Genomic DNA, 26,748 nt, shown 5'->3' on the forward strand with positions numbered 1-26,748 from the left:
AAACGGAAATAGTGCGACAAACCCCCTTGACGTGACGCAGGTCACCTGGGCACGATGAGGCCCTGGCACACCCCGCACCCCGGTGCGGGAAGCACATTGGCCAGTTCGACACACCGGCGCCTCGGCGCCCGAGAGCCCGGCGGCCCCCGCATTGTCCGGCCGCCACGGTCGCTCTCCGTAGTCCAGGCAGTCCCCCTGGGGACTTCCCCCGGGGCCCCGCCCCGCGCTTCCCGTCGCGCCTCGGGCCCGCCCCGTCACCAGGGGCCGCGCCGCCTTCCGGCGCCGCCCGCCGCCTCCCCCCGAGAGGCCGCCCCCGATGAGTACCGCCCTGCCCCCCCACGTCCTCGCGTACGCGCCTGACGGCCATCCGCTGCGGCGGGCCGGCGACCAGGTCACCCTCCGGCGCCCGATGCGCCGGGCCGGGGACGGCGCCGCCAGCAGGCACAGCGTCAGCCTGGTCGTCCCCGCCCGGAACGAGGCCCGCAACATCCCCTGGGTGTTCGAACAGATCCCGCGCTGCGTCGACGAGGTCATCCTGGTCGACGGATCGTCCGTGGACGCCACCGTCCCGATGGCCCGGCACTGCCTGCCGACCGTCCGCAGCGTCGAGCAGAGCGGACCGGGCAAGGGCAACGCCCTGCGCACCGGCTTCGCCGCCGCCACCGGCGAGTACGTCGTCATGATGGACGCCGACGGCTCCATGTGGCCCGGCGAGATCCCGCACTTCCTGCACTTCCTCGACCACGGATTCGACTTCGTCAAAGGCTCCCGGTGCATCGCCGGCGGCGGCTCGCTGGACCTCACCAGGATCCGCTCGCTCGGCAACCGCGCCCTGCTCGCCGTCGTCAACCGCCTGTACGACGCGGGCCTCACCGACCTGTGCTACGGCTACTGCGCTTTCCGCCGCTCCTTCCTGGACGCACTCGACCTGCGCTCCACCGGCTTCGAGATCGAGGCCGAGATGATCGCGCACGCGCTGTGTTCGGGACTGCGGATCGCCGAGGTGCCGAGCCTCGAACTCCCCCGCCGCAGCGGTCGATCCCACCTGCACGCCGTCTCCGACGGGCGCCGGGTGCTGAGGACCCTGATCTCCGAGCGTCCCGGCGCCCGGTCCTCGGCGGCCGCCTCCACGGGGGAGCGATGATGAATGGCTCCGACCGGCGCACCGCAGCTGCCTGCCCGCGCCCTGCCGCCCGCGACTCGCTCTACACCCCCGTCCGCGTCGTCGAACTGGATCTGGACGAACCGAGCGGGCTGCGCCCGCCCGGCGGTCTCGGCACCGTCGACCCGGCCGGCCGCGTGTTGGCGTTGGTGCGACTGCACGGACACCCGCTCGGCTTGGTCAAGGCCACCGGAACAGCCGGCGACAGTGCCGCGCTGCGCCGGGCGCTGGTCGACGCCGCTCACCGGGAACTGCGCGTTCCCGCCCTGTCCACCGCGACACCCGCGGCGCGTCCCGGTCGGGTCGGCCGCGCCCGGGTGCCCGCGGGCCCGGTCACGGTCAGCGTGGTGATCTGCACCCGCAACCGGACCGATCAACTGCGGAGCTGCCTGGACTCCCTGCTGCGGAACGGCTATCCGCACACGGAGGTCCTGGTCGTCGACAACGCCCCGCAGAGCGACGCCACCGAACGCCTCGTCGCCACGCGGTACCGCGACCGCGTCCGGTACCTGCGCGAGCCGGTACCGGGCCTGTCCCGGGCCCGCAACCGCGGACTGTCCGCGGTGCGCGGCGAGGTGGTGGCGTTCGCCGACGACGACCTGATCATCGACGGCGCCTGGGTGGAGGCGCTGGCCGGCGCGTTCGACGCGGACGACCGGATCGGCTGCGTCACCGGGCTCGTCCTTCCGGCCGAGCTCGACACCCCCGCGCAGGCCGCCCTCGAACAGTACGGCGGCTACTCGCGCGGCTTCGCCGCCCGCGACTGGTCGCTGCGCGAGCGCCCCGACGACCCGCTGATGCGGTTCTCGGTCGGCCGCTTCGGCTCCGGCGCCAACATGGCCTTCCGGACCGCCGTCCTGCGCGGCCTCGGCGGCTTCGACCCGGCGACCGGCGCCGGCACCCCGGCCCGCGGCGGCGAGGAACTGCTGGCCTTCTTCCAGATCCTCGACGCCGGCCACACCGTCGCCTACCAGCCCGATGCCATCGTCTGGCACCGCCACCCGCGCACCTGCGACGCCCTCACCCGGCAGGTCTTCAACTTCGGCGTCGGCTTCGGCGCCTACCTGACCGCCGCCGTCTCGCACCGGCCCGGCATGCTCACCGCACTCGTCCGACGCGTCCCCGGCGGCCTGCGGAGGTGGCAGACCGTACGCCACCACCGCGCCCGCTCCGGCCCGGCCGACGGCGAGTCCGTGCTGCTGAGCCTCGGCCGCCGCGAGTTCCGCGGCCTCCTGGTCGGCCCGTTCGGCTACCTGCTCAGCCTCTGGCACGAGCACACCGTGCGGACCGGCGACCACCGCGCGCACACCGGGAGCGCGTCATGACCGGCGGCACGGCCACCGCCCTGCCCGTCCCCGCGCAGGTGGTCGAACTCGATCTCGACCGGCCCGGTGGGCCGTGGCGGCCCGGCTTCACGGCCCCGGTCCGCCCGCAGGGGTCCGTCGTGGCCCTGGTCCGCCGGGCCGGCCGACCCCTCGGCCTGGTCACCCTCGCCCCGGACACCGGGCCGGACGGCCCGCGCGACTGCGCCGAGCTGCGGCGCCGCCTCGTCGAGGCCGCCGAACGGGACCTCGGCACCGGACCGGCCACCGCCGCGCCGACACCCCCGCCCACCCCCGACCCGCTGGTCAGCGTCATCGTCTGCACCCGCGGACGCCCCACCCTGCTCGGCGACAGCCTCAGCGCGCTGCTGCGCACCGACTACCCCGCCGCCGAGTTCCTGGTCGTCGACAACGCCCCCGAGGACGACGCCACCGAGCGGCTCGTGCGCACCCTCGCCCCCGGCAGGCTGCGCTACCTGCGCGAGCCCGTCCCGGGCCTGTCCCGGGCCCGCAACCGCGGCCTGTCCGCCGCCCGCGGCGAGTTCGTGGCCTTCACCGACGACGACGCCCTGGCCGACCCCGGCTGGGTGAGCGCCCTCGCCACGGCCTTCCGCACCGACCGCCGGATCTCCTGCGTCACCGGCCTGGTCGTCCCCGCCGAACTCGACACCGAGGCCCAGGCGGTCTTCGAGCGGTACTGCGGCTTCGGCAAGGGCTTCACCGCCCGCGACTGGTCGCTGCGCGCGAACCGCCGCGACCCGCTCTTCCCGTTCGCCGCCGGCCGCTTCGGCACCGGCGCCAACATGGCCTTCCGCACCTCCGTCATCCGCGGCCTCGGCGGCTTCGACCCGGCGACCGGCGCCGGCACCCCGACCCGCGGCGGCGAGGACCTGCTCGCCTTCCTGCGCGTCCTCGTCGCCGGGCACACCCTCGGGTACCGGCCGGACGCCGTCGTCTGGCACCGCCACCGGCGCACCATGGCGGCACTGGACGCCCAGATCCAGGGCTTCGGCACCGGCCTCGGCGCCTACCTGACCGCCGCCGTCTCGCACCGGCCCGGCCTGCTCGCCGACCTGCTCCGCCGACTCCCCGCCGGCGCCCGGTACGCCCTGCGCCGGGCCGCGGCCGGACCGGCCGAGGCCCCCGACCCGGCCCTGGCCCGGCTCGGCCGGCTCGAACTGCGCGGCCTGTGCTACGGCCCGTTCAGCTACCTGGTCAGCCTCCGGCAGGACCGCAGATTCCAGGCCGAGGACTGGTCCTGATGCTCCTCACCACCCGGACGACCGCCCTCGCGCGGCCCTGCTCCTGCCCGCTGCCGCTGCCCTGCCAGTGCTCCTACCCGGCCCTGCTGGTCGCCAGGGTCCGGGCCACCCGGGTCCACCTGGCCGGCGAACCGCTGCTGCGCAACGGCCACATGCTGCTGGCCAGCTCGATCGTGGCGGCCGCCCTCGGCGCCGTCTTCTGGGTGTTCGCCACCCGCTGGTACAGCGCCGAGACGGTCGGCCTCAGCTACGCCGCCGTCTCCGCCGCCGGGCTGCTGTCCGCACTCGGCCGCTTCAACCTCAGCAGCGTCCTGGTGCGCTTCCTCCCCGGGGCCGGCCGGCACACCCGGCGGCTGGTGCTGCGCTGCTACCTCGCCAGCATCGTCGCCAGCGGGCTCGCCGCGATCCTCTTCCTGCTGCTGATCCCGTGGCTCTCCCCGAGCCTGGACTCGCTGCGCCAGCCGGTGATGGCCGTCGCGTTCGTCGTCGTCACCGCCGGCTACTCGCTGTTCGTCCTGCAGGACGGCGCGCTCACCGGCCTGCGGCGCACCGGCTGGGTCCTCGGCGAGAACGCGCTGTTCGCCGTCGCGAAGGCCGGCGCGCTCGCCGTCTGCACCGTGCTCGCCGTCGGCACCGGCATCCTCGTCTCCTGGGCGGCGGCCCTGCTGGTCACCGTCCTGCTCACCAACATCGTGCTCTTCCGCCGGGCGATCCCGGCCCACCAGCGGGCGGCCGCCGCGACCGCGCCGGCGCCCCCGCGGGTGGCCCGGTACGCGATGGCGGACTACCTGGGCAACATCTCCGGCATCGCCGCGTGCAGCGTCGTGCCGCTGATGGTCCTCGCCGTGCTCGGCGCCGCGCAGAACGCCTACTACTCGCTCGCCTGGGTGATCGCCGACAGCCTCTACATGGCCGCCTACAGCATGGGCAGCTCCCTGGTCGTGGAGGCCGCCGACCGCCCCGAGCGGCTCTCCGAGCACGCCCGCCGGATGCTGCGCCACACCGGACTGCTGGTCCTCTCGGCGGTCGTCGTGATCGTCGCCGGAGCGCCGTGGCTGCTCCAGCTGTTCGGCCCCGGGTACGCCGAGCACGGCACCACCGTGCTGCGGCTGATGGCCCTCTCCGCGCTGCCGAACGTCGTGCTCAGCATGGCCACCGACGTGGCGCGGGTGCGCCGCTCCCTCGGCTGGATGATCGGCCTGCAGCTCGTCTACGCGGTCCTCGTCATCGGCCTCACCGCCGGACTGCTGCCGGTGCTCGGCCTCACCGGGGTCGGCCTGGCCTGGCTGCTGGCCGGCACGGTCCTCGCCCTCCCGCTGCTGGTCGCCCTCCCGCGCTGGCTTCCGTCCCCCGATCGGAGATCGTGATGAACACCGTGCCGAAGCCCGGTCCGGGTACCGCGCAGGACCGCACGCCGACGCTGTCCGTCGTCGTCTGCAGCTACACCCTCGACCGCTGGGACGACCTGTGCGCGGCCCTCGACTCGCTCCAGGCCCAGCGGCTGCGGCCCGACGAGACCGTCGTCGTGGTGGACCACTGCCCCGAGCTCACCGCCCGGCTGGCCGACCGGCCGGGCCTGCGCCTGGTGGAGAGCCCCGAGGAGCCGGGCGTCTCGGGCGCCCGCAACACCGGGGTCCGCACCGCCCGCGGCGAGGTGGTCGCCTTCCTCGACGACGACGCCGTCGCCGAACCCGACTGGACCGAGCGGCTGCTGGCCGCCTACCGGGACCAGCGGGTGATCGGCGTCGGCGGCCCGGTCGAGTCCTGGTGGGAGACCGGCCGCCCCGGCTGGTTCCCGCCCGAGTACGACTGGGTGGTCGGCTGCTCCTACCCCGGCGCGCCCGAGGCCACCGGGACGGTGCGCAACTTCATCGGCGCCAACATGTCCTTCCGCCGCGCCGAGGTGGTCGCCGCCGGAGGCTTCCGCGGCGACCTCGGCCGGGTCGGCACCAGCCCGTTCGGCTGCGAGGAGACCGAGCTCTGCCTGCGGCTGACCGCCCGCCACCCGGGCCGCGAACTGCGCTACGAGCCCGCCGCGGTGGTCCGCCAGCACGTCCCGCCGGCCCGCGCCACCTGGCGCTACTTCAGCTCCCGCTGCTACGCCGAGGGCCGCTCCAAGGCCGTCGTCGCCCGGCACGCGGGCGCCCGGTCCGCCCTCTCCAGCGAGCGCCGCTACGTGCGCCACACCCTGCCCGCCGCCGTCGGCAGCGCCCTGCGCGGCGGCCGGCTGCGGGCCGCCGCGGCCCTGGGCACCGGCGCCTGCCTGGCCGCGGTCGGGTACACCACCGGCCGGCTGGCCCGCCCCGCCCGCCGCGCCGACGGCTCCGCCGCCCCCACGACCGGGCGCCCGGCCCCCGCCGGCCCATCCGTGACGAGGAGTCGGACATGAAAGCGGTACCGGTCTTCCTCTACCACTCGGTGTCCGACAACCCACCCCCGTGGATCGCCCCCTACACCGTGACCCCCGAGACGTTCCGCCGACAGCTCGACTGGATCGTCGACAGCGGCCTGCCGGTGGTCCCGCTGCGCCGCCTGGTCGCCGCGATCCTCGGCGGCCCGCCGCTGCCGCCCCGCGCCGCCGTGCTCACCTTCGACGACGGCTTCGCCGACTTCTACTGGACGGTGGCCCCGCTGCTCGCCGAACGGGGGCTGCCCGCCACCCTCTACGTCACCGTGGGCGCCGTCCACCCGCCGGGCGGCCGCCCCACCGGCAGCCTCTTCCCGCCGGCGGACATGCTGAACTGGCGCCAGATCGCCACCCTCGACGCGATGGGCGTCGAGATCGGCGGCCACTCCGTCACCCACGCCCAGCTGGACACCGTCTACGGCCAGCGCTGCACCGACGAGATCGTCGTGTGCAAGCAGCGCCTGGAGGACGCCCTGGGCCACGAGGTCGGCGCCTTCGCCTACCCGCACGGCTACTCCAGCCCCGCCGTGCGGCGCAAGGTCCGCGAGGCGGGCTGGACCTCGGCCACCGCGGTCGAGAACAAGTTCAGCTCCGCGTCCGACTCCGTCCTGCGGATCTGCCGCCTGATGGTCCGCAGCGACACCCCCGACCGGGTGTTCCGCGACTGGGCGGCCGGCCGGGGCGCCCGGACCGGACCCGTCCCCGAGAGCCTCTACACACGGCTCTGGCGCAACTACCGCCGACTGCGCACCGCGGTCGGCAGTCCGGTCGGAAGGCCCTCCGATGGTTGACCAGTTGACCCGGGCCCGGACCCCGGCGGGCGGGGACGCACCGTCCGACGGCCCGCGCGGAGCCTGGCGCGCGATCGGGCCGCTCGGCCTGTTCGCCCGGGGCGCGCTGCCCGCGGCCCTGCTGCTCTGGGTGCTCGCCCTGCCCCGGGTCAGGATCGACCGGATGGGCGACCTCGGCCTGCTCCAGGTCCTGCCGGTGCTCTACTGGGCCGGCCTCGCCCTGCTCGTCGCCGGATTCGTCGCCGTCCTGCTCGACCCCCGGATCCGCCAGCGCTGGGCGGCCGGCTACGTCCTCGCGCTCATCGCCTTCATCCACGCCACGCCCACCCTGCTGTACCCGACGCTGCGCTACGCCTGGGCCTGGAAGCACGTGATGGTCGTCGACGCGATGCTGCGCCACGACGGCTCGGTGCCGCACGCCGGCGAACTCGACATCTACAACCAGTGGCCCGGCTTCTTCCAGCTCAACGTCCTGCTGCTGCGCGCCACCGGACTGCACTCCTCGCTGGGCTACGCCGCCTGGTACCCGGTGCTCGCCAACGTCCTGCTGCTCGGCCCGCTGCTGCTGGTCTTCCGGTCCGTCACCCAGGACCGCCGCCTGGTCTGGGGCGGGATCTGGATCTACTTCAGCGCCTCCTGGGTCGGGCAGGACTACTTCTCCCCGCAGGCCTTCACCTACCTGCTGTTCCTCGCCGTCCTCGCGCTGGTGCTGCGCCGGCTGGCGGCCGCCCGCGCCGCGCAGCCGCCCGACGGGGCGCCGCCGGGGGAGGGCAGCGGGTCACGCGCGGTGACCTGGGTCGCCGACGTACCCGCCCGGGGAGGCTGGCGGCCGCTGCCGTTCGCCCTGCTGCTGGTGCTGATCGCGGCCATCGTCTGCTCGCACCAGCTCACCCCGCTGATGCTGATCAGCACCCTGCTGATGCTCGCCCTGCGGCGCCGCAACCGCCGCGTGGTGCTGCCGGCCCTGGCCGCCGCCGTCGCCATCACCTTCGCCTGGGACGCCACGGTCGCCCGCCCCTACCTGGCCAGGAACATCGACAACCTGGTCGCCGCCCTGGCCTCCCCCGACAACAACGCCCTCCCCGGCCTGCAGCGGCTCGCCCAGCCCGCCGCCGGGCAGGTGTTCGCCTCCTGGGTCGACCGCGGCCTGACCGCGGCCGTGCTGCTGCTGGCGGTGACGGCCGTCCTGCGGCACCGCTGGGTGCGCCGCACCAACCTGCCGCTGCTGCTGTGCGCGCCCGTCCCGCTGCTGCTCGCCAACAACTACGGCGGCGAGATGGTCTTCCGCGCCTACCTGTTCGCGCTGCCCGCCGCCGCCCTGCTCGCCGCCACCCTGGTGATCCCGTCCGGCACCCGGGCGCCCGTGCGGCCGCGCGGGGTGCGCCGGGCGCTGCCCGTGCTGCGCTGGGGGCTCACCACGGCCGTCCTGTTCGCCCTGCTGGGCGGACTGGTCTTCGGCTACTACAGCAAGGAGTCGATGAACAGCTTCACCCCCGGCGAGGTCGCCGCCCTGCGCTTCGTCGCGCACACGGCGCCGCCCGGGTCGCGGATCATCTCCGTCACCGCCGACCTGCCCGGCGGCGAGGAGCGGTACGACGAACACAGCAGGGCCGCGCTCGCCCTGGGCACCCCCGAGGACCGCCGGCACCTGCTGAACGACCCCGCCGCGGCCGTGGAGGCCGCGCTCGCCGACCCGGCCGTCACCGGCCCCTCCTACCTCGTGCTGACCAGGGCCCAGATCGCCGAGTGCGAACTGACCGGCATCCTGCCCGCCGACACCGTCGACCGGGTCAGGGCCGCGGCCTCGGCCTCGTCCACGCTGCGCGTGGTGTTCACCGACGGTGACGCGGTGGTCTACCGGCACACCACCCCGGTCGCCCCGGAGAGCCCGTTCAGCGAGAGTGGGAAGCCATGAGGACGTCGTCGCGGACCGTTCCCCGCCTCCTGCTGGCCCTCCTCGGCTGGGTGGCCCTGGCGGCCACCGCGCTGCCCCCCGGCAACCCGCTGCGGGTCGCGCTGGCCGCCGGGTTCCTGCTGGCCGGCCCCGGTACGGCCGCCCTGCTGGCCCGCCCGACCATCGCCCGGACGGCCGGGGGACCGGACCGGATCGCCGCGGCCTCGCTCGCGGTCGCGATCAGCGCCGCGCTCGCCGCGCTGGTCGCCGTCGCCCTGCTGGCCTACGGGGCCTTCACCGCGGGCCGCGCGATCGCGATCCTGGCCGTCCTCACCACGCTGCTCGCCGTGCTGCCGCACCGCCCGCGGCCGGGCCGCCGCCATGGTGCCGGCCCCGGGCGCTCCGGCCCCGGGCAGCGCGGCAAGCGGCAGCCCGGCCCCGAGCAGCCCGGCCCCGAGCAGCCCGGCCATGAGCAGCCCGGCCAGGAGCAGCCCGGCCCCGGGCAGGCGGGCCGGAGCCGGTGGCACCCGGACCGGCTGCGCCGCGGCGCCGGCGGGACGGCCGCGGCCGCCCTGCTGGTCCTCGCCGCGGCCTGCTCCGGATCCACCGAGGGCTCCGGGCCGAGGACGGCGGTGGTGCAGCCGGGGTCGGAATCGGCCGCCGCCCGGCCCGGCGGAGCCGTCCCGGATCAGCCGGCCGCCGCCGGCACCTGGCACCTGGCGTTCCAGGACGACTTCACCGGATCCACCCTCGACCGGTCGGCCTGGACCACCTGCTACGACTGGAACGACAACGGCTGCACCAACGCCGGCAACCACGAGGAGCAGTGGTACCAGCCGGGCCAGGTCCAGGTCGGCGGCGACCAGCTCACCCTCACCGCCCAGCGCAAGGCCGTGACCGGCAGCGACGGCAAGGCCTACCCCTGGGTCTCCGGCATGATCAGCACCGGCCGCGACAACTGGAACGCCAAGCCGCGGCACACGTTCACCTACGGCTACTTCGCCGCCTCGCTCAAGGTCCCGGCGAACCCGGACGGCTTCTTCCCCGCCTTCTGGCTGATCCCGGCCGACACCCGCGGCACCCCGCCGGAGGTGGACGTCGCCGAGTTCCCCAACACCAGCCAGTACGTCCACATGAACCTCCACTGGCGCGGCGCCGACGGCACCGACCAGCACGTCGGCGACAACTGGGGACCGGCCGACTTCTCCTCCGACTACCACGTCTTCGCCGTCGACTGGGAGCCGGACGCCGTGACCTGGTACATCGACGGCCGCCAGTGGTTCCAGGTCACCGACCCCTCGCGGATCCCCGCTGTGGCCATGGAGGTCGTCATCAACCTGGCCGTCGGGTACCTGCAGTCGCCGCCCGACGGCACCGACTCCGCCGCGCTGGGAGTGCGGTGGGTCCAGGTGTGGCAGCACTGAGGAGGTGGGACCGTCATGACGCACAGCCGTCCCGACGCGGACCGCACCGTTCCGGCCCTCCTGGTGAAGGTCGGCCGCTACCCGCAGTCGCACAGCGCCGTCGGCGCCGCGCGCACCCTCGGCCGGCTCGGCGTCCCGGTCCACGCGATGGTCGAGGACCGGTTCACCCCCACCGCGGTCTCCCGCTACCTCGCCGGGACGATCGTCAGCCCCACCACCGGCTGCGAACCGCCGGACCGGCTGGTCGCCGCCCTGCGGGAGGCGGCCGGCGAGGTCCGCCGGCGCACCGGGCGGCGCGCCGTGGCGGTGGCCACCGACGACGAGGCGGCGGTCCTGCTCGCCGAGCACGCCGCGGAGCTCTCCGCGGACCTGCTGCTGCCCCCGGTGGAGGCCGGCCTGCCCCGCCGGCTCGCCGACAAGGTCGGCCTGTACCGGCTCTGCGAGGCCACCGGCACGCCCACCCCGCGCGCCTGCGCGCCCACCGGCTGCGCCGAGCTGCTGGCCGCCGCCCGCCGGTTCGGCTACCCGCTGGTCCTGAAGAACCGCGAGCCGTTCACCCGGCTGGACCGCCCGGTGGTCGGCCACACCACCGTCGTCCGCGACGAGGCGCAGCTGCTGGAGCTCTGCCCGCCGGGCGGGCGGCCGCTCGCGGTGCTCGCCCAGGAGTACCTGCCCGCCGACCAGGCACAGGACTGGTTCACCCATCTGACCTGCGGACCCGGCGGGGAACCGCTGGTCCTGTTCACCGGCGTCAAACTGCGCTCCTGGCCCCCCGACGCCGGCGTCACCACGCGGGCCCGAGCCGTCGCCAACCCCGAACTGGCCGAACTGGCCGAGCGGTTCTGCCGGCGGATCGGCTACCAGGGGATCGCCGACCTCGACTGGCGCCTCGACCTGCGCGACGGCCGCTACAAGCTGGTCGACTTCAACCCGCGCACGGGCGCCCAGTTCCGGCTGTTCGAGACGGTGGACGGCGTCGACGTGGTGCGCGCCCTGCACCTGTCGCTCACCGGCCGCCCGGTGCCGCGCGGGCCGCAGCTGGCCCGCGGCTACACCGTCGGCCAGCTCGACCTGCTCTCGGCCGGATCCACCGCCTGGCGCCGGCGCCGGGTGCCGTGCGACGTGGCGCCGCGCCGCAACACCGAACGGGCCTGGCTCTGCCCGGACGACCCCGCGCCCGCCGCGGCCGAGGCCGCCCGGTTCGGCGGCCGCGCCGCCCTGTACACCGCCCGCCGGATCCGGGGCGCGGTATCGGCCCGGGCGTCAGCCGCGCGGACCGTCGGCCAGCGCGGCTGAGATCCGGCGCGCCGCGAAGCCGGTGCCGCAGACGAAACGCAGCAGCGGCCCGAAGGTGTTCGCCGCGGACAGCCCGGTGAAGTACAGCCCCGGGACGGAGGACTCGAAGCCGCCGGACAGCCGGGGCGCGCCCTGCGCCGTCCGCACCGCCCGCCGCAGGCCCGGGTCCAGCAGGTCGAGGCGCTCGACGTCCACCCGGTAGCCGGTGGCCGCCAGGACGTGGTCGACCTCCAGCTCCCCGGTGCGCCCGCGCATCCGCAGCCGCACCGATCCGCCGTGCTCCCGCGCGGACTCGACGGTGTGCCCGGTGAGCAGCAGCACGCCCGGGCCCTCCACCCGCTCCTGGAGCCACCAGGCGCCGGCCGGGCCCAGCACCGTCCGCACCCGCTGGGCCCGGACGGAGTCCGGGAGGTGGCGGAAGGCCCACGGCGCCCGGCTGTAGCCGAGCAGGTTCCACCCGGGGCCGAGGTCGGAGCCGGGGTGCCGGGCCCGGGTCGGGAGCGGGCGCTCGCCGGGCAGGCCCGTCTCCGGCGTGCTGCCGAACAGCAGCCGGTCCGTGCGCGCCAGCAGCGTCGTCTGCGCCCCCGCCTCGTGCAGCAGGGCCGCGCTCTCCAGCGCCGACTGCCCGGCCCCGATCACCGCCACCCGGCGGCCGGCGAAGACGCCCAGGTCCGCATGGTCGGCGGGGTGCGAGACCAGGCCGGCCTCCCGGACCGCCGCCAGCTCCACCGGCACGTGGGCGAAGGGCCGCAGGCCCGTCGCGACCACCGCGGCGCGGCTCGCGACCTCCTCGCCGGTGTCCAGCCGCAGCCGGAAGACACCGTGGTCGTAGCCGATGTGCTGCACGGCGGACCGCTCCACCTCGGGCACGCAGGACTGCTGGAACCAGTCGCCGTAGTCGATGAACTCGGCGATCGGGACGGGATAGCGGTCGTCGATCGGCGCGAGGCCGCGCCAGGTGCGGAAGTCGGCCAGCCGGTGGCGCGCGGCGGGTTCGGCGATGGTCGAGGCCCGCGGTGTGGACTTCAGGAACATCCCGGCCGGCATGTGGCTGCGCCAGCCGTCCATGGGCTCGCCGAACACCCGCTGGTCCGCCCCCCGGGCCTTCAGGTGGGCCGCGGTGGCGAGCCCGTACGGGCCGGCCCCCACCACCGCGACCGGCAGGTGCTTCGTCGGCATGGCCGCCTCCAGGAACGCTGCGAACTCCGGGAACGCTGCGACGTCCTTCTCAGGATGCGCTCCCGGGCGACCGACGGCATCAGCTGCGCGGCCGCCGCGGCGCCCGCCCCGGGGCAGCCACCGGGGCGGCTCAGCCGACCAGGCGGGACAGCTCGATCGAGTGGCCGGTGCGCTCCACCTTCGCCTGCAGGTAGCGGACGTTGCTCGCCGACAGGTGCACGCCGGTCGGCACCCGCCGCTCGACGGTGATGCCGAGGCCGGCCAGCTGGGCCGCCTTGTCCGGGTTGTTGCTCAGCAGGTCGATGCCGGTGGCGCCGAGGGCGGTCAGCATCTGGGCGGCGGCGGTGTAGTCCCGGCCGTCCTCGGGCAGCCCGAGCGCGGTGTTGGCGTCGTAGGTGTCCAGACCGGAGTCCTGCAGGGCGTACGCGTCGAGCTTGTTGTAGAGGCCGATGCCCCGGCCCTCCTGGCGCAGGTAGAGCAGGTAGCCGCCGGCCGCGGAGATCCGCTCCACCGACTCGCGCAGCTGCGGCCCGCAGTCGCACCGGTCGGAGCCGAACACGTCGCCGGTCAGGCACTCCGAGTGCAGTCGCACCAGCGGCGTCGCGCCCTCGCGGACGGTGCCGAAGGCGAGCGCCAGGTGCTCGGCGCCGTCCTCCAGACCGTGGAAGGTGGACACCTCGGCCTCGGCGCGGAAGCCGTCCGGGAAGGTCAGCGGGATGCGCACGCGCGAGCGCACCGTGGCGGTACCGGGCTGCGCCGTGGCGGACTGCGGCATGGGCGGGCCTCCGTTCACTGGGATGGTGGTCGGTTGTCGACCGTACTAGGTAGTTCCAATTTGAACAACAGGAGTCGGATGTGACCTTCCCCGGCCCCACCAGTCCCACCGGGCGCTTGGAACACCGCCGTCCCGTCCGGTGTTCCCGCCGGCCGCCCGGGCTCCGGGGAATCGCCCGACGAAGTTTCAGATGGTGGATGCCGCCGGAAATCTGTTGTTAACACTGAAAGACTTATCTGTGTCACAGCGCTCCTGTAGGTGCGATCACGCGACCACGAAAGGTCTTGATCAGATGCCGGCCACCCCCCGTTCCTCCGCGCCCAGTGCGACCGAGGGCCAGCTCGTCGAGTCGCTCTACGCCGAGGTGCTCCGCCGCAACCAGGGCGAGCAGGAGTTCCACCAGGCGGTGCGCGAGGTCCTGGAGACCCTCGGCCCGGTGCTGGCCCGCCGGCCCGAGCTCGTCGACGCCCGGATCGTCGAGCGGATCTGCGAGCCCGAGCGCCAGCTGATCTTCCGGGTGCCGTGGTCGGACGACCGCGGCGGCATCCACGTCAACCGCGGCTTCCGGGTGGAGTTCAGCAGCGTCCTCGGCCCCTACAAGGGCGGGCTGCGGTTCCACCCGTCCGTCAACCTCGGCATCGTGAAGTTCCTCGGCTTCGAGCAGATCTTCAAGAACGCCCTGACCGGCATGCCGATCGGCGGCGGCAAGGGCGGCGCCGACTTCGACCCGAAGGGCCGCTCGGACGCCGAGATCATGCGGTTCTGCCAGTCCTTCATGACCGAACTCCACCGCCACCTGGGCGAGTACACCGACGTCCCCGCCGGGGACATCGGCGTCGGCGGCCGCGAGATCGGCTACCTCTTCGGCCAGTACAAGCGGATCACCAACCGCTACGAGTCCGGGGTCCTCACCGGCAAGGGCCTCGGCTGGGGCGGGGCGCAGGCGCGGACCGAGGCGACGGGGTACGGCTGCGTGCTGTTCACCGCCGAGATGCTGCGCAGCCGCGGCGAGAGCCTGGACGGGCGGCGGGTGGTGGTGTCCGGCTCCGGCAACGTCGCCATCTACGCGATCGAGAAGGCGCAGCAGCTCGGCGCCACCGTGCTCACCTGCTCCGACTCCTCCGGCTACGTCGTGGACGAGAAGGGCATCGACCTCGCCCTGCTCAAGGAGGTCAAGGAGGTCCGCCGCGGCCGGGTCGCCGACTACGCGGAGCTGCGCGGCTCCCATGTGAAGTTCGTCGAGGGCCCCGGCGTCTGGGGCGTGCCCTGCGACGTCGCCCTGCCGTGCGCGACCCAGAACGAGCTGACCGAACCGGACGCGCTCGCCCTCGTGCGGGGCGGCGTGCTGGCGGTCGCCGAGGGGGCCAACATGCCCACCACCCCGGAGGCCGTCCGGATCTTCCAGGAGGCGGGGGTGGCCTTCGGCCCCGGCAAGGCGGCCAACGCGGGCGGGGTGGCCACCAGCGCCCTGGAGATGCAGCAGAACGCCTCGCGCGACTCGTGGACCTTCGCGCACACCGAGCAGCGGCTCGCCGAGATCATGCGGCACATCCACGACTCCTGCCACACCACGGCCGAGCGCTACGGCAGCCCGGGCAACTACGTCGTGGGCGCGAACATCGCCGGCTTCGAGCTGGTCGCGGACGCGATGCTGGCGCAGGGCCTGATCTGACGCTCCATCAGGTCGGTTGTGCGGCCGCGCCGGTCCGGCCGAAGCGGTACGCGCGGTGAACTCGGCCGGGCCGATGGGGTGTTGGCCACCCCGTCGGCCCGGCGGCCTGTTAGGGTCCGCGACATGACGAAGCGGGTGCCCTTCACGGGCGGGGAGAAGGAGAGCCTGTACGTGGCTCTCGACCGGCACCGGGACGCGGTGCTGTGGAAGCTCGAAGGCCTGGACGACGAGCAGCTGCGGCGGCCGATAACGCCGTCCGGGACGAACCTGCTGGGGGTCCTCAAGCACCTCGGCGGCGTCGAACTCGGCTGGTTCTGCGAGACGTTCGGCCGGGAGACCGGCCCGCTCCCGTTCGACCTGGACGAGGACGAGGAGTCGGACCTGCGGATCCGGCCGCATGAGTCCACCGCCGACATCCTGACCTTCTACGCCCGCGCGCGGGGCGCCGCCGACCAGGTGATCGAGGAGCTCGACCTGGAGGACCGGGGCCGGGCCTGGTTCGGCGACGAGGTGACACTGCGCTGGGTGCTGATCCACATGGTGGAGGAGACCGCCCGCCACGCCGGGCACCTGGACATCCTGCGCGAGCTGATCGACGGCCGGACCGGCGACCACGACCGGGGCTGAGCCCGGCCTCGGGGCGGCGGCGCGGCCCCTGGTCCGTTCGGCGCAGCGGCGGCGGGCCCGGGGCGGCGGGCGGCCGCATGCTGGGCGGGGGTGCAGGCCGCCTACCCGAGGAGTGCGATCAACGATGTCCAAGGCGTTCGGGTTCGTCGACTACGGCGGGCCGGAGACTCAGGAGTTCCTGGACCGCCCGGCCCCGGATCCGGGGCCGGGCCAGCTGCGGATCGCCGTCCGGGCGGCCGGGGTGAACCCGGTCGACTGGAAGATCCGCCGGGGGCTGCTCGGGCGCGACCGCGAGCTGCCCGCCGTGCTGGGCACGGAGGCGGCGGGCGTGGTGGAGCGGATCGGCCCCGGCGTCGAGGGGTTCACCCCGGGCGACGAGGTGTTCGGCGTCGCCGCGACGGGCGCCTACGCCGAGCAGGCCCTGCTGGTCGCCGCGCAGAGCGCGCGCAAGCCCGCCGGGGTCGGGTTCGACCAGGCGGCGGCGCTTCCGGTGGCCGCCGCGGCCGCCGACGACGGGGTGCGCGACGTCGGGCTCGGCTCCGGGCGGACCCTGCTGATCCTCGGCATCGCCGGCGGGGTCGGCAGCGCCGCGGCGCAGATCGCCCGCAGCCGCGGCCTGCGGGTGCTCGGAACGGCGGGCGACGCCAACCGGGGGTACGTGGAGTCGCTGGGCGCGGTGCAGGTGCGCTACGGCGCCGGGGTGGCGGAGCGGATCAGGGCGGCGGCCCCGGACGGCGTGGACGGCATCCTCGACCTGATCGGCGGCGAGGACCTGCGGGCCGCGGCCGAGGTGCTCGCCGACCGCTCGACGCTGGTCAGCACCGTGGACCCGGACACCGTCGCGGAGCTCGGCGGGCGCTACATCACCCGGAGCACCACCTCCGACAGCCTCGCCGCGCTGGCCGCCCTGGTGGCCGCCGGCGAGCTGGATCCGCACATCACCGGCCGCCATCCGCTGGCCCACGCCGCCCAGGCGCTGGCCCTGGTGGAGTCCGGGCACGTGCGCGGCAAGCTGGTCCTGGAAATCGGCTGAACGACCGAGGAGGGCACGAGGGATGAAGATCAACGAAGTGACCGTCGGCGGACCCTGCTGGGTCGAGCACGGCAGCGCCGACCCGCAGGGCGCCCAGCGGTTCTACGGCGAGCTGTTCGGCTGGCGGGCCGAGACCGACGAACGGCCGGAGGCCCGGGGCTACACCTTCATGCGGCTGGACGGGGCGGTCGCCGCGGCCGTCGCCCCGCTGATGGGGGAGGAGCAGCCGACGGCCTGGACGCTCTCCTTCGCCGTCGCCGACGCGGACGCCTCCGCCGCCCTGGTCCGCGGGGCGGGCGGGAGCGTCCTCGTCGAGCCGGCGGACGCGCTGGACCTCGGCCGGTTCGTGATCGCCGCCGACCCGTCCGGCGCGGTGTTCGGGCTCTGGCAGGGGCGCACCCTGGCCGGGGTCGAGGTGCTCAACGCGCCCGGTGCGCTCGGCTGGGTCGAGCTGCTCACCCGGGACCCCTCGGGCGCCACCGCCTTCTACCCGGCGGTCCTCGGCTGGACGGTCAACCCGTCCGAGGTCTACACCCAGTGGGGCCTGGCGGGCCTGGACTTCGGCGGGATGCTGGTGATGGACGACCGCTTCCCGCCGCAGGTGCCGCCGCACTGGCTGCCCTACTTCGCGGTGGCGGACGTGGACGTGTCGGCGTTCCGGGCCGGGAACCTCGGCGCCGACGTGCTGATGCCGCCGACGGCGATGCCGGACGGGCCGCGGGTCGCCGTCCTGCGCGACCCGCTGGGCGCGGCCTTCGCCGTCCACGCGGCCGGTGGCGGGGGCTGACACGCCCTAGCCGCGGCGCGGCCTGACGGACCCTAGCCGCGGCGCCGCCGGGCGGCGACCACCGCGGCGGCCGTGACCAGCAGCGCCGCCAGCGGCACCACGTCGCCGAGCCGGTCGTACCAGGTGAGCGCCCCCGGCTCGGTGAGCGTCAGCCGGACGGTCAGCGCGCCGGTCCGGTCGGTGCCGAGCCGGGCGAGCTCGCGGCCCTGGGCGTCGAAGGCCGCCGAGACACCGGTGAGCGAGGCCTGGACGGCCGGGCGGCCGGTCTCGGCGGCCCGGATCGCGGCGAGCGAGACGTGCTGCTCGGGCGCCCAGGTGTGCTGGAACGTCGACGTCGAGGACTGGTAGACCAGCACCCGGGCGCCGTCCCGCGCGGCCGTCCGGGACATGTCGGGGAAGGCCGACTCGAAGCAGATCAGCGCACCGACCGGCAGCGGGCCGCCGCCGTGGTCCGTGGCCGGCAGCGGGTGGAAGGAGGTGCCGGGGGCGCGGTTCTCGCCCGCGGCCCGGCTGACGCCCGCGATCCAGCCGAGCAGCGGGCGCAGCGGGATGTACTCGCCGAACGGCACCAGGCGGATCTTGCGGTAGCGGTCGAGGACGCCGGCCGGGGAGACGAGCACCGCGTCCTTGGAGATCCGCCCGTCGGCCTTGCGGGCGTCCTCGCCGGCCAGGATCATCGCGCCGGTGGTGGCGGACAGCCGGCTCAGCCGGGACAGCGCCGCCGGATCGCGGTCGAGGTCCGCGGTGGTGCTGCTCTCGCCCCAGACGACCAGGTCGACCGGCCGCCCGGCCAGCGCGGCGGTCACCCGGGTACTGGCGTCGAAGCGGGCCTGCGGGTCCTCCACGACGCCGGGCTGGACGAGGGCGACGACGGCCGTCCCGGCGGGTGCGGGGGCCGCCCGCAGGGCGAACAGCAGCGGCCCGGCGGCCAGCACCAGCGCGGTGGCCAGGGCGGCGAGCGCGCGCGGGCGCCGGCCGGCGGCGGTCAGCACGATCAGCACACCGGTGTTGACGGCCACGACGGCGGCGCTGACCAGCCAGATCCCGCCCGCCGAGGCCAGCGCGAGCACGGCCGGGTGCTGCCACTGGGTGGCGCCGAGCAGTGCCCACGGGCCGCCCAGGGCGTGCCAGGAGCGGGCGTACTCGGTGGTCAGCCAGACGGCGGGGACGACGACCAGCGCCGCCAGCGCCCGGCCGGTGGTCAGCGGCGGGTGCAGCAGCCGCCACACCGCCAGCCCGAGCCCCGCCTGCAGCCCGCCGACGAGCACCGCGAGCACCGGCAGGGCGGGCCCGATGGACGGGATCAGCCAGTACATCGCGGTCAGGATGAAGCCCGCGCCGAACCACCACCCGCGTACCGCCGCCTCCCGCGCGCCGGGCGCCCGCTGCATCAGGAGCAGCCCGGGGACGAGGGCGACCCAGGCCAGGGCGGCCAGAGCGGGGGCCGGGAAGGCGAGCACCGGTACCGCCCCGGCGGCGAGCGCCGCCACCCGGGCGGGGTAGCGGCGCGCGGCGGCCGGGGACGCGGGCCGGCTGGAGGTGCTGACGGGAGGCGCGGGGCGCAGCGGCATGCCCCGTATTGTCCGCTTGGGCGGGGAATGCCACCAGCTGCCGCGTCACCCGAACGGACGAGGCCCTGTCCGGCGTGAACAGCCGGACAGGGCCTCGGTGACGGGGGCGGGGCCCGGCCCGCGGCGGGGCCGGGCGTCAACCCGCGGGAGCGGGCATCAGCCCGGGGGGATCAGCCCTCGTCGCCCTCCAGGTCGCCCTCGGTCTCCAGGAAGGCGGCCTGGAGCTGCTCGATCAGGTCCGGGTCCGGCTGCTCCCACAGGCCGCGGCTCGCCGCCTCCAGCAGCCGCTCGCTGATGCCGTGCAGCGCCCACGGGTTGGCGCCGGCCAGGAACTCCCGGTTGACCGGGTCCAGGACGTACTCCTGGGTCAGCTTCTCGTACATCCAGTCGGCGACCACGCCGGTGGTGGCGTCGTAGCCGAACAGGTAGTCGACGGTCGCGGCCATCTCGAAGGCGCCCTTGTAGCCGTGGCGGCGCATCGCCTCGATCCAGCGCGGGTTGACCACCCGGGCGCGGAAGACCCGGGCGGCCTCCTCGGTCAGGGTCCGGGTGCGGACGGTCTCCGGGCGGGTCGAGTCGCCGATGTAGGCGGTCGGGGCCTTGCCGGTGAGCGCGCGGACGGTGGCGACCATGCCGCCGTGGTACTGGAAGTAGTCGTCCGAGTCCGCGATGTCGTGCTCGCGGGTGTCGGTGTTCTTCGCGGCCACGGTGATCCGCTTGTACGCGGTCTCCATCTCCTCGCGCGCCGGGCGCCCGTCCAGGCCGCGTCCGTACGCGTAGCCGCCCCAGACCGTGTACACCTCGGCGAGGTCGGCGTCGGTGCGCCAGTCGCGGCTGTCGATCAGCTGGAGCAGCCCGGCGCCGTAGGTGCCCGGGCGGGAGCCGAAGACCCGGACGGTGGCCTTGCGCTCGTCGCCGTGGACGGCGAGGTCCGCCTGGACGTGGGCGCGGACGTGGTTCTGCTCGGCGGGCTCCTCCTGGGCGGCGGCCAGGCGCACCGCGTCGTCCAGCAGGGCGACCACGTGCGGGAAGGCGTCCCGGAAGAAGCCGGAGATGCGCAGCGTGACGTCGATCCGAGGGCGGCCCAGCTCCTCCAGGCCGATCGCCTCCAGGCCGGTGACCCGGCGCGAGGCCTCGTCCCAGACCGGGCGCACGCCCAGCAGGGCGAAGGCCTCGGCGATGTCGTCGCCGGCGGTGCGCATCGCGCTGGTGCCCCAGAGCGAGAGGCCGACCGAGGGCGGGACGGCGCCGTCGTTGTCCGCCTGGTAGCGCTCGACCAGGGACGCGGCGAGGGCCTGCCCGGTCTCCCAGGCGAGCTTGCTCGGCACGGCCTTCGGGTCGACGGAGTAGAAGTTGCGGCCGGTCGGCAGCACGTTGACCAGCCCGCGCAGCGGCGAGCCCGAGGGGCCGGCCGGGACGAAGCCGCCGCCGAGCGCGTGCAGCACGGCGTCCAGCTCGTCGGTGGTGGCGGCCAGCCGCGGGACGACCTGCGCGGCGGCGAAGGCGAGCACCTCGGCGACGGCCGGGGCCAGCCCGGCGGCGACCTTCTCGACCGCCGACGGCGCCCAGTCCTCGGCCTCCATCGCCTCGACCAGGGCGCGGGCCTGCGCCTCGGCGGCGTCGGTGGCGCCCAGGGTCAGCGCGGCCTCGTCCAGGCCGAGCGCCTCGCGCAGGCCCGGCAGGGCGCTGACGCCGCCCCAGATCTGCCGGGCGCGCAGGATGGCCAGCACGATGTTGACCCGGTCGGTGCCGGCCGGCGCCTGGCCCAGGACGTGCAGGCCGTCGCGGATCTGGGCGTCCTTGATCTCGCAGAGCCAGCCGTCGACGTGCAGCAGGAAGTCGTCGAAGCCGTCGTCCTCGGGGCGCTCGTCCAGGCCGAGGTCGTGGTCGAGCTTGGCGGCCTGGATCAGCGTCCAGATCTGGGCGCGGATCGCGGGCAGCTTGGCCGGGTCCATCGCGGCGATGTTGGAGTGCTCGTCGAGCAGCTGCTCCAGCCGCGCGATGTCCCCGTAGGAGTCGGCGCGGGCCATCGGCGGGACGAGGTGGTCGACCAGGGTGGCGTGGGCGCGGCGCTTGGCCTGGGTGCCCTCGCCCGGGTCGTTGACCAGGAACGGGTAGATCAGCGGCAGGTCGCCGAGGACGGCGTCCGGGCCGCACTCGGCCGAGAGGGCGGCGGTCTTGCCGGGCAGCCACTCCAGGTTGCCGTGCTTGCCCAGGTGGATCACCGCGTCGGCGCCGAAGCCGCCGTCGGCCTGCTCGGCCGCGATCCAGCGGTAGGCGGCCAGATAGTGGTGGGAGGGCGGCAGGTCCGGGTCGTGGTAGATCGCGACCGGGTTCTCGCCGAAGCCGCGCGGGGGCTGGATCAGGACCAGCAGGTTCCCGGAGCGGATGGCGGCCAGCACGATGTCGCCGTCCGGGTTCTGCGAGCGGTCCACGTACAGCTCGCCCGGGGCCGGGCCCCAGTGCTCCTCGACGTGGGTGCGCAGCGCCTCGGGGAGGGTGGCGTACCAGCGGCGGTAGTCGGCGGCCGGGATGCGGACCGGGTTGCGGGCCAGCTGGTCCTCGGTGAGCCAGTCCTGGTCGTACCCGCCGGCCGCGATCAGCGCGTGGATCAGGGCGTCGCCCTCGTGCAGGTCCTGGTTGTCCGGCACGGAATCCAGCCCCGGCAGGTCCGAGCCGAGGTCCATGCCCTCCGCGCGCAGGCGCTCCAGCAGGCGCATCGCGCTGGCCGGGGTGTCCAGGCCCACCGCGTTGCCGACCCGGGCGTGCTTGGTCGGGTAGGCGGACAGCACCAGCGCGAGCCGGCGCTCGGCGGCCGGGATGTGCCGCAGCCGGGCGTGCCGCACGGCCGTGCCGGCGACCCGGGCGGCCCGCTCGGGGTCGGCGGCGTAGACCGTCAGGCCGTCCTCGTCCAGCTCCTTGAAGGAGAACGGGACGGTGATCAGGCGGCCGTCGAACTCGGGCACCGCGATCTGGGTGGCGGTGTCCAGCGGGGAGAGGCCGTCGTCGCTGGCCTCCCACTGGGCGCGCGACCAGGTGAGGCACAGCGCCTGGAGGATCGGCCGGTCCAGCGCGGCCAGCGCGCCCGCGTCCCAGGCCTCCTCGTCGCCGCCGGCCTGCGCGTCGGCCGGGCGGGTGCCGCCGGCCGCCAGCACGGTGGTGACCAGGGCGTCCGCCGCGCCGAGCTCGGCCAGCAGCTCGGGCTCGGCGCCGCGCAGCGAGGCGCAGTAGTAGGCCTTCGCCTGCGCGCCCTGGTCCTCGATCGCCCGGCAGAGGGTCTCGACGAAGGCGGTGTTGCCGCTCATGTGGTGGGCGCGGTAGTAGAGCACCGCGACGGTCGGGCCCTCGGCGGTGCGGGCCTCGCGGACCAGCGGGCCCCAGGCGGGGGCCGAGGCCGGCGGGGCGAAGCCGTGGCCGGTGAGCAGCACGGTGTCGGAGAGGAACGCCCCCAGCTCGGCCAGGTTGGCCGCGCCGCCGTGGGCGAGGTAGGCGTGCGCCTCGGCGGCGATGCCGGCCGGCACGGTGGACAGCTCCATCAGCTGGGCGTCGGGGGCCTGCTCGCCGGTCAGCACGATGACCGGGCGGGGGCCGGCCAGCAGCGCGTCCAGGCCCTCCTGCCAGGCGCGGCGGCCGCCGAGCAGCCGGACGACGACCAGCTCGGTGCCCTCCAGCAGCGCGGGCAGGTCCTCGGGGGTGAGCCGGGCCGGGTTGCCGAGGCGGTAGCGCACCGGCCCCTCGGCGGCGCGGGCACTGAGCAGGTCGGTGTCGGACGTCGACAGCAGCAGGATCATGCGAAGGCCCTCCCGGCCTCGATGGCGGGCATGGGCACGGGCGACGGCAGGGTCGCACGTGGGGGCACGTGCGACGGCAGGGTCGCGGGCATGCGGCGGCGCATGGCGTCAAGCCTTCCTCGGGGTCCGCGCCCCGGGCCGGTGGAGGACGGCAGGAGTTCCTGGCTCCCGCGACCCACCGGAGCTCCGGTGAACCGCGGTCACAGTGGCGGGACCGCACCGGGTTTGCACCGGCTTCCTCCCCTGCGCCGTCGCTGGCGTGCGGGCGGCCCGCGGGGGCCGCCCGGCAGCATCGTACGGGGTACGGCTGACCTGGGGGAGAGCGGTCGGGAGTGTGATCCGAGGTACGGCGGCAACCGATCGGATCATCTGTATGCTCGCGGCCATGCCACCGACACCCGACGCCACCGCGCCGGGCGCCGCCGTGCCCGACCGGGGGCGCGCCGACGCCTGCCCCGGCGCCCTGCGCCTGCACCCGGCCGACGACGGCGCGCTGGCCCGGGTCCGGCTGCCCGGCGGACTGCTGACGGCCCGTCAGGCCATGGCGCTGGCCGCGGCCGCCCAGGAGCTCGGCGACGGCCACCTGGAGATCACCTCACGCGGCAACGTCCAGCTGCGCGGCCTCGCTTCGCACTGCGGCGCCGAGCTCGGCGAGCGGCTGCGCACGGTCGGACTGCTGCCCTCGGACACCCACGAGCGGGTCCGCAACATCGTCGCCTCACCCGGCCCCGCCGACGGCCCCGCCGACGTCCGGGCCTGGGCGCGCGAGCTGGACGCCCGGCTGTGCGCGAGCCCGTGGGCGACCGGCCTCTCCGGCAAGTTCCTGTTCGCCCTGGACGACGGCAGCGGCGACGTGGCCGCGCTGAACGCCGATGTGACATTGATCGCAGGCCCGCACGGCACCGCCCTGCTGCGCCTCGGCCGGGCCGCCACCGCGCGGCCCGTCCCCGCCGGGCAGGCCGTGGACGCCGCGCTGGCGGCCGCCCGGGACTTCCTGGACGCGCTGCGCGCCGCCGGCCGCCAGGCGTGGCACCTGCGGGAGGCCCCCGACCTGCTGGCGCCGGGCCCGGTGGAGCTGCCGGCGTTCGCCGGGACGCCGCCACCGCTCGGCGCGGTGCCCGGCGGCCTGTCGGTCGCCCCGCGCTTCGGCACGGCCTCCTGCGCGCAGTGGCGGGTGCTGGCCGACGCCGCCGAGGGGGAGCTGCGGCTCACCCCGTGGCGCGGGGTGGTGCTGCCCGGCGCGCCCGCCGCGCGGCTCGCCGACCTGGCCGCGGCCGGTTTCCGGACCGCGCCCCGAGCCGCCTGGGAGCGCGCCACCGCCTGCACCGGGCTGCCCGGCTGCGGGTCCTCGCTGGCCGACGTCCGGGCCGACGCGGCCCGGGCACTGGAGGGGGCCGGGACCGGCGGCCTGCCGGTGCACTGGTCGGGCTGCGAGCGCCGCTGCGGGCACCCGGCCGGGCAGTGGGTCGACGTACTGGCGACCGGGCAGGGATACCGGGTGGCGGTGCAGTCCGCCCCACCGGGGCGGGGCACCGCCCTGGACGTGACGAACGAGGAGATGGCCGAGGCGGTCGCCGAGGCCAGGAGGACCACGAAGTGATCGAGTACGAGAGGGACGGCGCGTCCATCTACCGCCAGTCCTTTGCCACCATCCGCGCCGAGGCCGACCTGGCCGCGCTGCCCGCGGACGTCGCCCGGGTCGCGGTGCGCATGATCCACGCCTGCGGCATGACCGACCTGGTCGAGGACCTGGTGTACTCGCCGGGTGTGGTCGCCTCCGCCCGCGCGGCGCTGAACGCCGGGGCGCCGATCCTCTGCGACGTCAACATGGTCGCCAGCGGCGTCACCCGCAAGCGGCTGCCCGCCGACAACGAGGTGGTCTGCACCCTCACCGACCCGTCGGTGCCCGAGCTGGCCCGGAAGATGGGCAACACCCGCAGCGCCGCCGCGATGGAGCTGTGGCTGCCCCGGCTGGAGGGCGCGGTGGTCGCCGTCGGCAACGCGCCGACCTCGCTGTTCCGGCTGCTGGAGCTGATCGAGGCGGGCGCCCCGCGCCCGGCCGCGGTGATCGGCGTCCCGGTGGGCTTCATCGGCGCCGCGGAGTCCAAGGAGGCCCTGGCGGTGCACCCGTCCGGCCTGGAGCACCTGGTGGTGCGAGGCAGGCGCGGTGGCAGCGCGATGGCCGCCGCCGCCGTCAACGCGATTGCGAGCGAGGAAGAGTGACGGAGAACCAGGAACGCACGGGCCGGCTGTACGGGGTCGGGCTCGGCCCCGGCGACCCGTCGCTGGTCACCGTCCGCGCCGCCGAACTCATCGGCAAGGCCGACGTGGTGGCCTACCACAGCGCCCGGCACGGCCGCTCGATCGCCCGGTCCATCGCCGAACGGTACCTGGCGGGCGGCCAGATCGAGGAGAAGCTGGTCTACCCGATCACGGTCGAGACCACCGACCACCCCGGCGGCTACCGGGGCGCGCTGGACGACTTCTACGAGGAGGCCGCCGCCCGGCTGGCCGCCCACCTGGACGCCGGCCGCGACGTCGTCGTGCTGGCGGAGGGGGATCCGCTCTTCTACGGCTCCTACCAGCACATGCACAAGCGCCTCGCGCACCGGTACCCGACCGAGGTGGTCCCCGGCGTGACGTCCGTCAGCGCCGCCGCCGCCCGGCTCGGACAGCCGCTCACCGAGGCCGAGGAGACGCTCACCGTCATCCCGGGCACCCTGCCCGAGGAGGAGCTGACCGCGCGGATCGCCTCCGCCGACTCCGCCGTGATCATGAAGCTCGGCCGCACCTTCCCCGCCGTCCGCCGCGCCCTGGAGCGGGCCGGGCGGCTCGCCGACGCCCAGTACGTTGAGCGGGCCTTCATGGAGGGCGAGCGCGTCGTGCCGCTGGCCTCCGTCGAGGCCGGGACCGTCCCCTACTTCTCGGTCGTCGTGCTGCCCAGCAAGGTCGCGCCGCTGCACACCCCGGAGCCCGACCCGGACGGCCCCGGCAGCGTCACCGTCATCGGCACCGGCCCGGCCGGTCCGCTCTGGCTCACCCCCGAGGCGCGCGGCGCCCTCGCCGCCGCCACCGACCTGGTCGGCTACACCACGTACCTGGACCGGGTGCCGGTCCGACCGGGCCAGCAGCGGCACGGCTCGGACAACAAGGTCGAGTCCGAGCGCGCCGAGTTCGCGCTCGACCTGGCCCGGCGCGGCCACCGGGTCGCGGTGGTCTCCTCCGGCGACCCGGGCGTCTTCGCGATGGCCACCGCCGTCCTGGAGGTCGCCTGCGAGGACGGCTACCGGGACGTCCCGGTGCGGATCGTCCCCGGCATGACGGCCGCCCACGCGGCCGCCTCCCGGGCTGGCGCCCCGCTCGGCCACGACTACGCGGTGGTCTCGCTCTCCGACCGGCTCAAGCCCTGGGAGGTCGTCGCCAAGCGGCTGCGCGCCGCCGCCGAGGCCGACCTCGTGCTCGCGCTCTACAACCCCGGCTCGCAGTCCCGCACCACCCAGGTCGGCCGCGCCCGCGACCTCCTGCTGGAGTACCGGGACCCGGGCACCCCGGTGGTGATGGCCCGCGACGTCGGCGGCCCGACCGAGCGGGTCCGCACCGTCCGCCTCGGCGAGCTCGACCCCGCCGAGGTCGACATGCGCACCATCCTGCTGATCGGCTCCTCCCAGACGCAGGCCGTCGAACGCGGCAACGGCACCCAGGTCGTCTGGACCCCCCGCCGCTACCCGGAGGACTGACTCCGGGCGCCCCCTGCC

At 75.5% G+C, this 26,748-nt stretch carries 20 protein-coding genes and 1 riboswitch; of the genes, 16 read left to right on the forward strand and 4 right to left on the reverse strand.

What is annotated here, in order from left to right:
- Positions 1 to 316 precede the first annotated feature (316 nt).
- The 9 genes from ACFVVX_RS16790 to ACFVVX_RS16830 are packed head-to-tail and all read left to right on the forward strand — an operon-like array spanning position 317 to position 11,558.
- Positions 317 to 1,144 (forward strand): glycosyltransferase family 2 protein, encoded by an 828-nt coding sequence (locus tag ACFVVX_RS16790; RefSeq protein ID WP_387946068.1) that lies wholly within the window; start codon positions 317 to 319, stop codon positions 1,142 to 1,144.
- A complete protein-coding gene (locus ACFVVX_RS16795) occupies positions 1,141 to 2,487 on the forward strand; it encodes a glycosyltransferase family 2 protein (protein ID WP_387946070.1) in 1,347 nt (448 codons plus the stop codon). Before ACFVVX_RS16790 ends, ACFVVX_RS16795 begins: the two co-directional genes overlap by 4 nt.
- Positions 2,484 to 3,746, forward strand: coding sequence for a glycosyltransferase family 2 protein (locus tag ACFVVX_RS16800; RefSeq protein ID WP_387946072.1), 1,263 nt, complete (start codon positions 2,484 to 2,486; stop codon positions 3,744 to 3,746). The genes ACFVVX_RS16795 and ACFVVX_RS16800 overlap by 4 nt, the downstream gene beginning before the upstream one ends.
- Positions 3,746 to 5,113 (forward strand): lipopolysaccharide biosynthesis protein, encoded by a 1,368-nt coding sequence (locus ACFVVX_RS16805; RefSeq protein WP_387946074.1) that lies wholly within the window; start codon positions 3,746 to 3,748, stop codon positions 5,111 to 5,113. Before ACFVVX_RS16800 ends, ACFVVX_RS16805 begins: the two co-directional genes overlap by 1 nt.
- Complete coding sequence (locus ACFVVX_RS16810; RefSeq protein WP_387946076.1) at positions 5,113 to 6,135, forward strand: glycosyltransferase family 2 protein; 1,023 nt, start codon at positions 5,113 to 5,115, stop codon at positions 6,133 to 6,135. The genes ACFVVX_RS16805 and ACFVVX_RS16810 overlap by 1 nt, the downstream gene beginning before the upstream one ends.
- Entirely contained in the window at positions 6,132 to 6,944 is an 813-nt protein-coding gene (locus ACFVVX_RS16815; protein ID WP_387946078.1) for a polysaccharide deacetylase family protein, read from the forward strand. Before ACFVVX_RS16810 ends, ACFVVX_RS16815 begins: the two co-directional genes overlap by 4 nt.
- Entirely contained in the window at positions 6,937 to 8,859 is a 1,923-nt protein-coding gene (locus ACFVVX_RS16820) for a glycosyltransferase (RefSeq protein ID WP_387946080.1), read from the forward strand. The genes ACFVVX_RS16815 and ACFVVX_RS16820 overlap by 8 nt, the downstream gene beginning before the upstream one ends.
- Complete coding sequence (locus ACFVVX_RS16825; protein ID WP_387946082.1) at positions 8,856 to 10,262, forward strand: family 16 glycosylhydrolase; 1,407 nt, start codon at positions 8,856 to 8,858, stop codon at positions 10,260 to 10,262. Before ACFVVX_RS16820 ends, ACFVVX_RS16825 begins: the two co-directional genes overlap by 4 nt.
- A gap of 15 nt (positions 10,263 to 10,277) precedes the next feature.
- The gene (locus tag ACFVVX_RS16830; RefSeq protein WP_387946083.1) at positions 10,278 to 11,558 is read left to right on the forward strand and encodes an ATP-grasp domain-containing protein; all 1,281 of its coding nucleotides are present in this window, start codon (positions 10,278 to 10,280) and stop codon (positions 11,556 to 11,558) included.
- Here the strand turns inward: ACFVVX_RS16830 and ACFVVX_RS16835 are convergent.
- Both ACFVVX_RS16835 and ribA read right to left on the reverse strand, forming a co-directional pair.
- Entirely contained in the window at positions 11,526 to 12,737 is a 1,212-nt protein-coding gene (locus tag ACFVVX_RS16835) for an FAD-dependent oxidoreductase (protein WP_387946084.1), read from the reverse strand. The two genes, ACFVVX_RS16830 and ACFVVX_RS16835, sit on opposite strands and share 33 nt — an antisense overlap.
- Positions 12,738 to 12,867: 130 nt before the next feature.
- The gene (ribA, locus tag ACFVVX_RS16840; protein ID WP_387946086.1) at positions 12,868 to 13,512 is read right to left on the reverse strand and encodes a GTP cyclohydrolase II; all 645 of its coding nucleotides are present in this window, start codon (positions 13,510 to 13,512) and stop codon (positions 12,868 to 12,870) included.
- A gap of 292 nt (positions 13,513 to 13,804) precedes the next feature.
- Between ribA and gdhA the strand changes: the two genes are divergently transcribed.
- From gdhA to ACFVVX_RS16860, 4 genes are all read left to right on the forward strand, one after another.
- A complete protein-coding gene (gene gdhA, locus ACFVVX_RS16845) occupies positions 13,805 to 15,184 on the forward strand; it encodes an NADP-specific glutamate dehydrogenase (RefSeq protein ID WP_387946088.1) in 1,380 nt (459 codons plus the stop codon).
- A gap of 123 nt (positions 15,185 to 15,307) precedes the next feature.
- A complete protein-coding gene (locus ACFVVX_RS16850) occupies positions 15,308 to 15,811 on the forward strand; it encodes a DinB family protein (RefSeq protein WP_387946090.1) in 504 nt (167 codons plus the stop codon).
- Between the two features lie 124 nt (positions 15,812 to 15,935).
- The gene (locus tag ACFVVX_RS16855) at positions 15,936 to 16,844 is read left to right on the forward strand and encodes an NADP-dependent oxidoreductase (RefSeq protein ID WP_387946091.1); all 909 of its coding nucleotides are present in this window, start codon (positions 15,936 to 15,938) and stop codon (positions 16,842 to 16,844) included.
- A 22-nt stretch (positions 16,845 to 16,866) separates the two neighbouring features.
- Positions 16,867 to 17,631 (forward strand): VOC family protein, encoded by a 765-nt coding sequence (locus tag ACFVVX_RS16860; RefSeq protein WP_387946093.1) that lies wholly within the window; start codon positions 16,867 to 16,869, stop codon positions 17,629 to 17,631.
- Between the two features lie 32 nt (positions 17,632 to 17,663).
- On the opposite strand, the gene lnt is transcribed toward ACFVVX_RS16860, so the two are convergent.
- On the reverse strand, positions 17,664 to 19,202 hold the full coding sequence (gene lnt, locus ACFVVX_RS16865; RefSeq protein ID WP_387946095.1) for an apolipoprotein N-acyltransferase: 1,539 nt from the start codon (positions 19,200 to 19,202) through the stop codon (positions 17,664 to 17,666).
- 170 nt (positions 19,203 to 19,372) lie between these two features.
- Entirely contained in the window at positions 19,373 to 22,993 is a 3,621-nt protein-coding gene (gene cobN, locus ACFVVX_RS16870; RefSeq protein ID WP_387946097.1) for a cobaltochelatase subunit CobN, read from the reverse strand.
- 155 nt (positions 22,994 to 23,148) lie between these two features.
- A riboswitch (cobalamin riboswitch) is annotated at positions 23,149 to 23,234 on the reverse strand.
- Between the two features lie 132 nt (positions 23,235 to 23,366).
- Between cobN and ACFVVX_RS16875 the strand changes: the two genes are divergently transcribed.
- Genes ACFVVX_RS16875 through ACFVVX_RS16885 form a run of 3 tightly spaced genes read left to right on the forward strand, consistent with a single transcriptional unit; the run spans position 23,367 to position 26,730 of the window.
- A complete protein-coding gene (locus ACFVVX_RS16875; protein WP_387946099.1) occupies positions 23,367 to 24,593 on the forward strand; it encodes a cobalamin biosynthesis protein CobG in 1,227 nt (408 codons plus the stop codon).
- Positions 24,590 to 25,216: a precorrin-8X methylmutase gene (locus ACFVVX_RS16880; protein WP_387946101.1), complete on the forward strand. Its 627-nt coding sequence runs from the start codon at positions 24,590 to 24,592 to the stop codon at positions 25,214 to 25,216. Before ACFVVX_RS16875 ends, ACFVVX_RS16880 begins: the two co-directional genes overlap by 4 nt.
- Positions 25,213 to 26,730, forward strand: a complete 1,518-nt coding sequence (locus ACFVVX_RS16885; protein WP_387946103.1) for a precorrin-2 C(20)-methyltransferase — start codon at positions 25,213 to 25,215, stop codon at positions 26,728 to 26,730. The genes ACFVVX_RS16880 and ACFVVX_RS16885 overlap by 4 nt, the downstream gene beginning before the upstream one ends.
- Positions 26,731 to 26,748 lie beyond the last annotated feature (18 nt).

This window comes from Kitasatospora sp. NPDC058170, assembly GCF_042883905.1.
Taxonomy (GTDB): Bacteria; Actinomycetota; Actinomycetes; order Streptomycetales; family Streptomycetaceae; genus Kitasatospora.

Excerpts from the sequence above, each read along its gene's own strand:
- ACFVVX_RS16790 (WP_387946068.1), top strand. The coding sequence starts at position 317 with ATGAGTACCGCCCTGCCCCCCCACGTCCTCGCGTACGCGCCTGACGGC.
- ACFVVX_RS16795 (WP_387946070.1), top strand. The coding sequence starts at position 1,141 with ATGATGAATGGCTCCGACCGGCGCACCGCAGCTGCCTGCCCGCGCCCT.
- ACFVVX_RS16800 (WP_387946072.1), top strand. The coding sequence starts at position 2,484 with ATGACCGGCGGCACGGCCACCGCCCTGCCCGTCCCCGCGCAGGTGGTC.
- ACFVVX_RS16805 (WP_387946074.1), top strand. The coding sequence starts at position 3,746 with ATGCTCCTCACCACCCGGACGACCGCCCTCGCGCGGCCCTGCTCCTGC.
- ACFVVX_RS16810 (WP_387946076.1), top strand. The coding sequence starts at position 5,113 with ATGAACACCGTGCCGAAGCCCGGTCCGGGTACCGCGCAGGACCGCACG.
- ACFVVX_RS16815 (WP_387946078.1), top strand. The coding sequence starts at position 6,132 with ATGAAAGCGGTACCGGTCTTCCTCTACCACTCGGTGTCCGACAACCCA.
- ACFVVX_RS16820 (WP_387946080.1), top strand. The coding sequence starts at position 6,937 with ATGGTTGACCAGTTGACCCGGGCCCGGACCCCGGCGGGCGGGGACGCA.
- ACFVVX_RS16825 (WP_387946082.1), top strand. The coding sequence starts at position 8,856 with ATGAGGACGTCGTCGCGGACCGTTCCCCGCCTCCTGCTGGCCCTCCTC.
- ACFVVX_RS16830 (WP_387946083.1), top strand. The coding sequence starts at position 10,278 with ATGACGCACAGCCGTCCCGACGCGGACCGCACCGTTCCGGCCCTCCTG.
- ACFVVX_RS16835 (WP_387946084.1), bottom strand. The coding sequence starts at position 12,737 with ATGCCGACGAAGCACCTGCCGGTCGCGGTGGTGGGGGCCGGCCCGTAC.
- ribA (WP_387946086.1), bottom strand. The coding sequence starts at position 13,512 with ATGCCGCAGTCCGCCACGGCGCAGCCCGGTACCGCCACGGTGCGCTCG.
- gdhA (WP_387946088.1), top strand. The coding sequence starts at position 13,805 with ATGCCGGCCACCCCCCGTTCCTCCGCGCCCAGTGCGACCGAGGGCCAG.
- ACFVVX_RS16850 (WP_387946090.1), top strand. The coding sequence starts at position 15,308 with ATGACGAAGCGGGTGCCCTTCACGGGCGGGGAGAAGGAGAGCCTGTAC.
- ACFVVX_RS16855 (WP_387946091.1), top strand. The coding sequence starts at position 15,936 with ATGTCCAAGGCGTTCGGGTTCGTCGACTACGGCGGGCCGGAGACTCAG.
- ACFVVX_RS16860 (WP_387946093.1), top strand. The coding sequence starts at position 16,867 with ATGAAGATCAACGAAGTGACCGTCGGCGGACCCTGCTGGGTCGAGCAC.
- lnt (WP_387946095.1), bottom strand. The coding sequence starts at position 19,202 with ATGCCGCTGCGCCCCGCGCCTCCCGTCAGCACCTCCAGCCGGCCCGCG.
- cobN (WP_387946097.1), bottom strand. The coding sequence starts at position 22,993 with ATGATCCTGCTGCTGTCGACGTCCGACACCGACCTGCTCAGTGCCCGC.
- ACFVVX_RS16875 (WP_387946099.1), top strand. The coding sequence starts at position 23,367 with ATGCTCGCGGCCATGCCACCGACACCCGACGCCACCGCGCCGGGCGCC.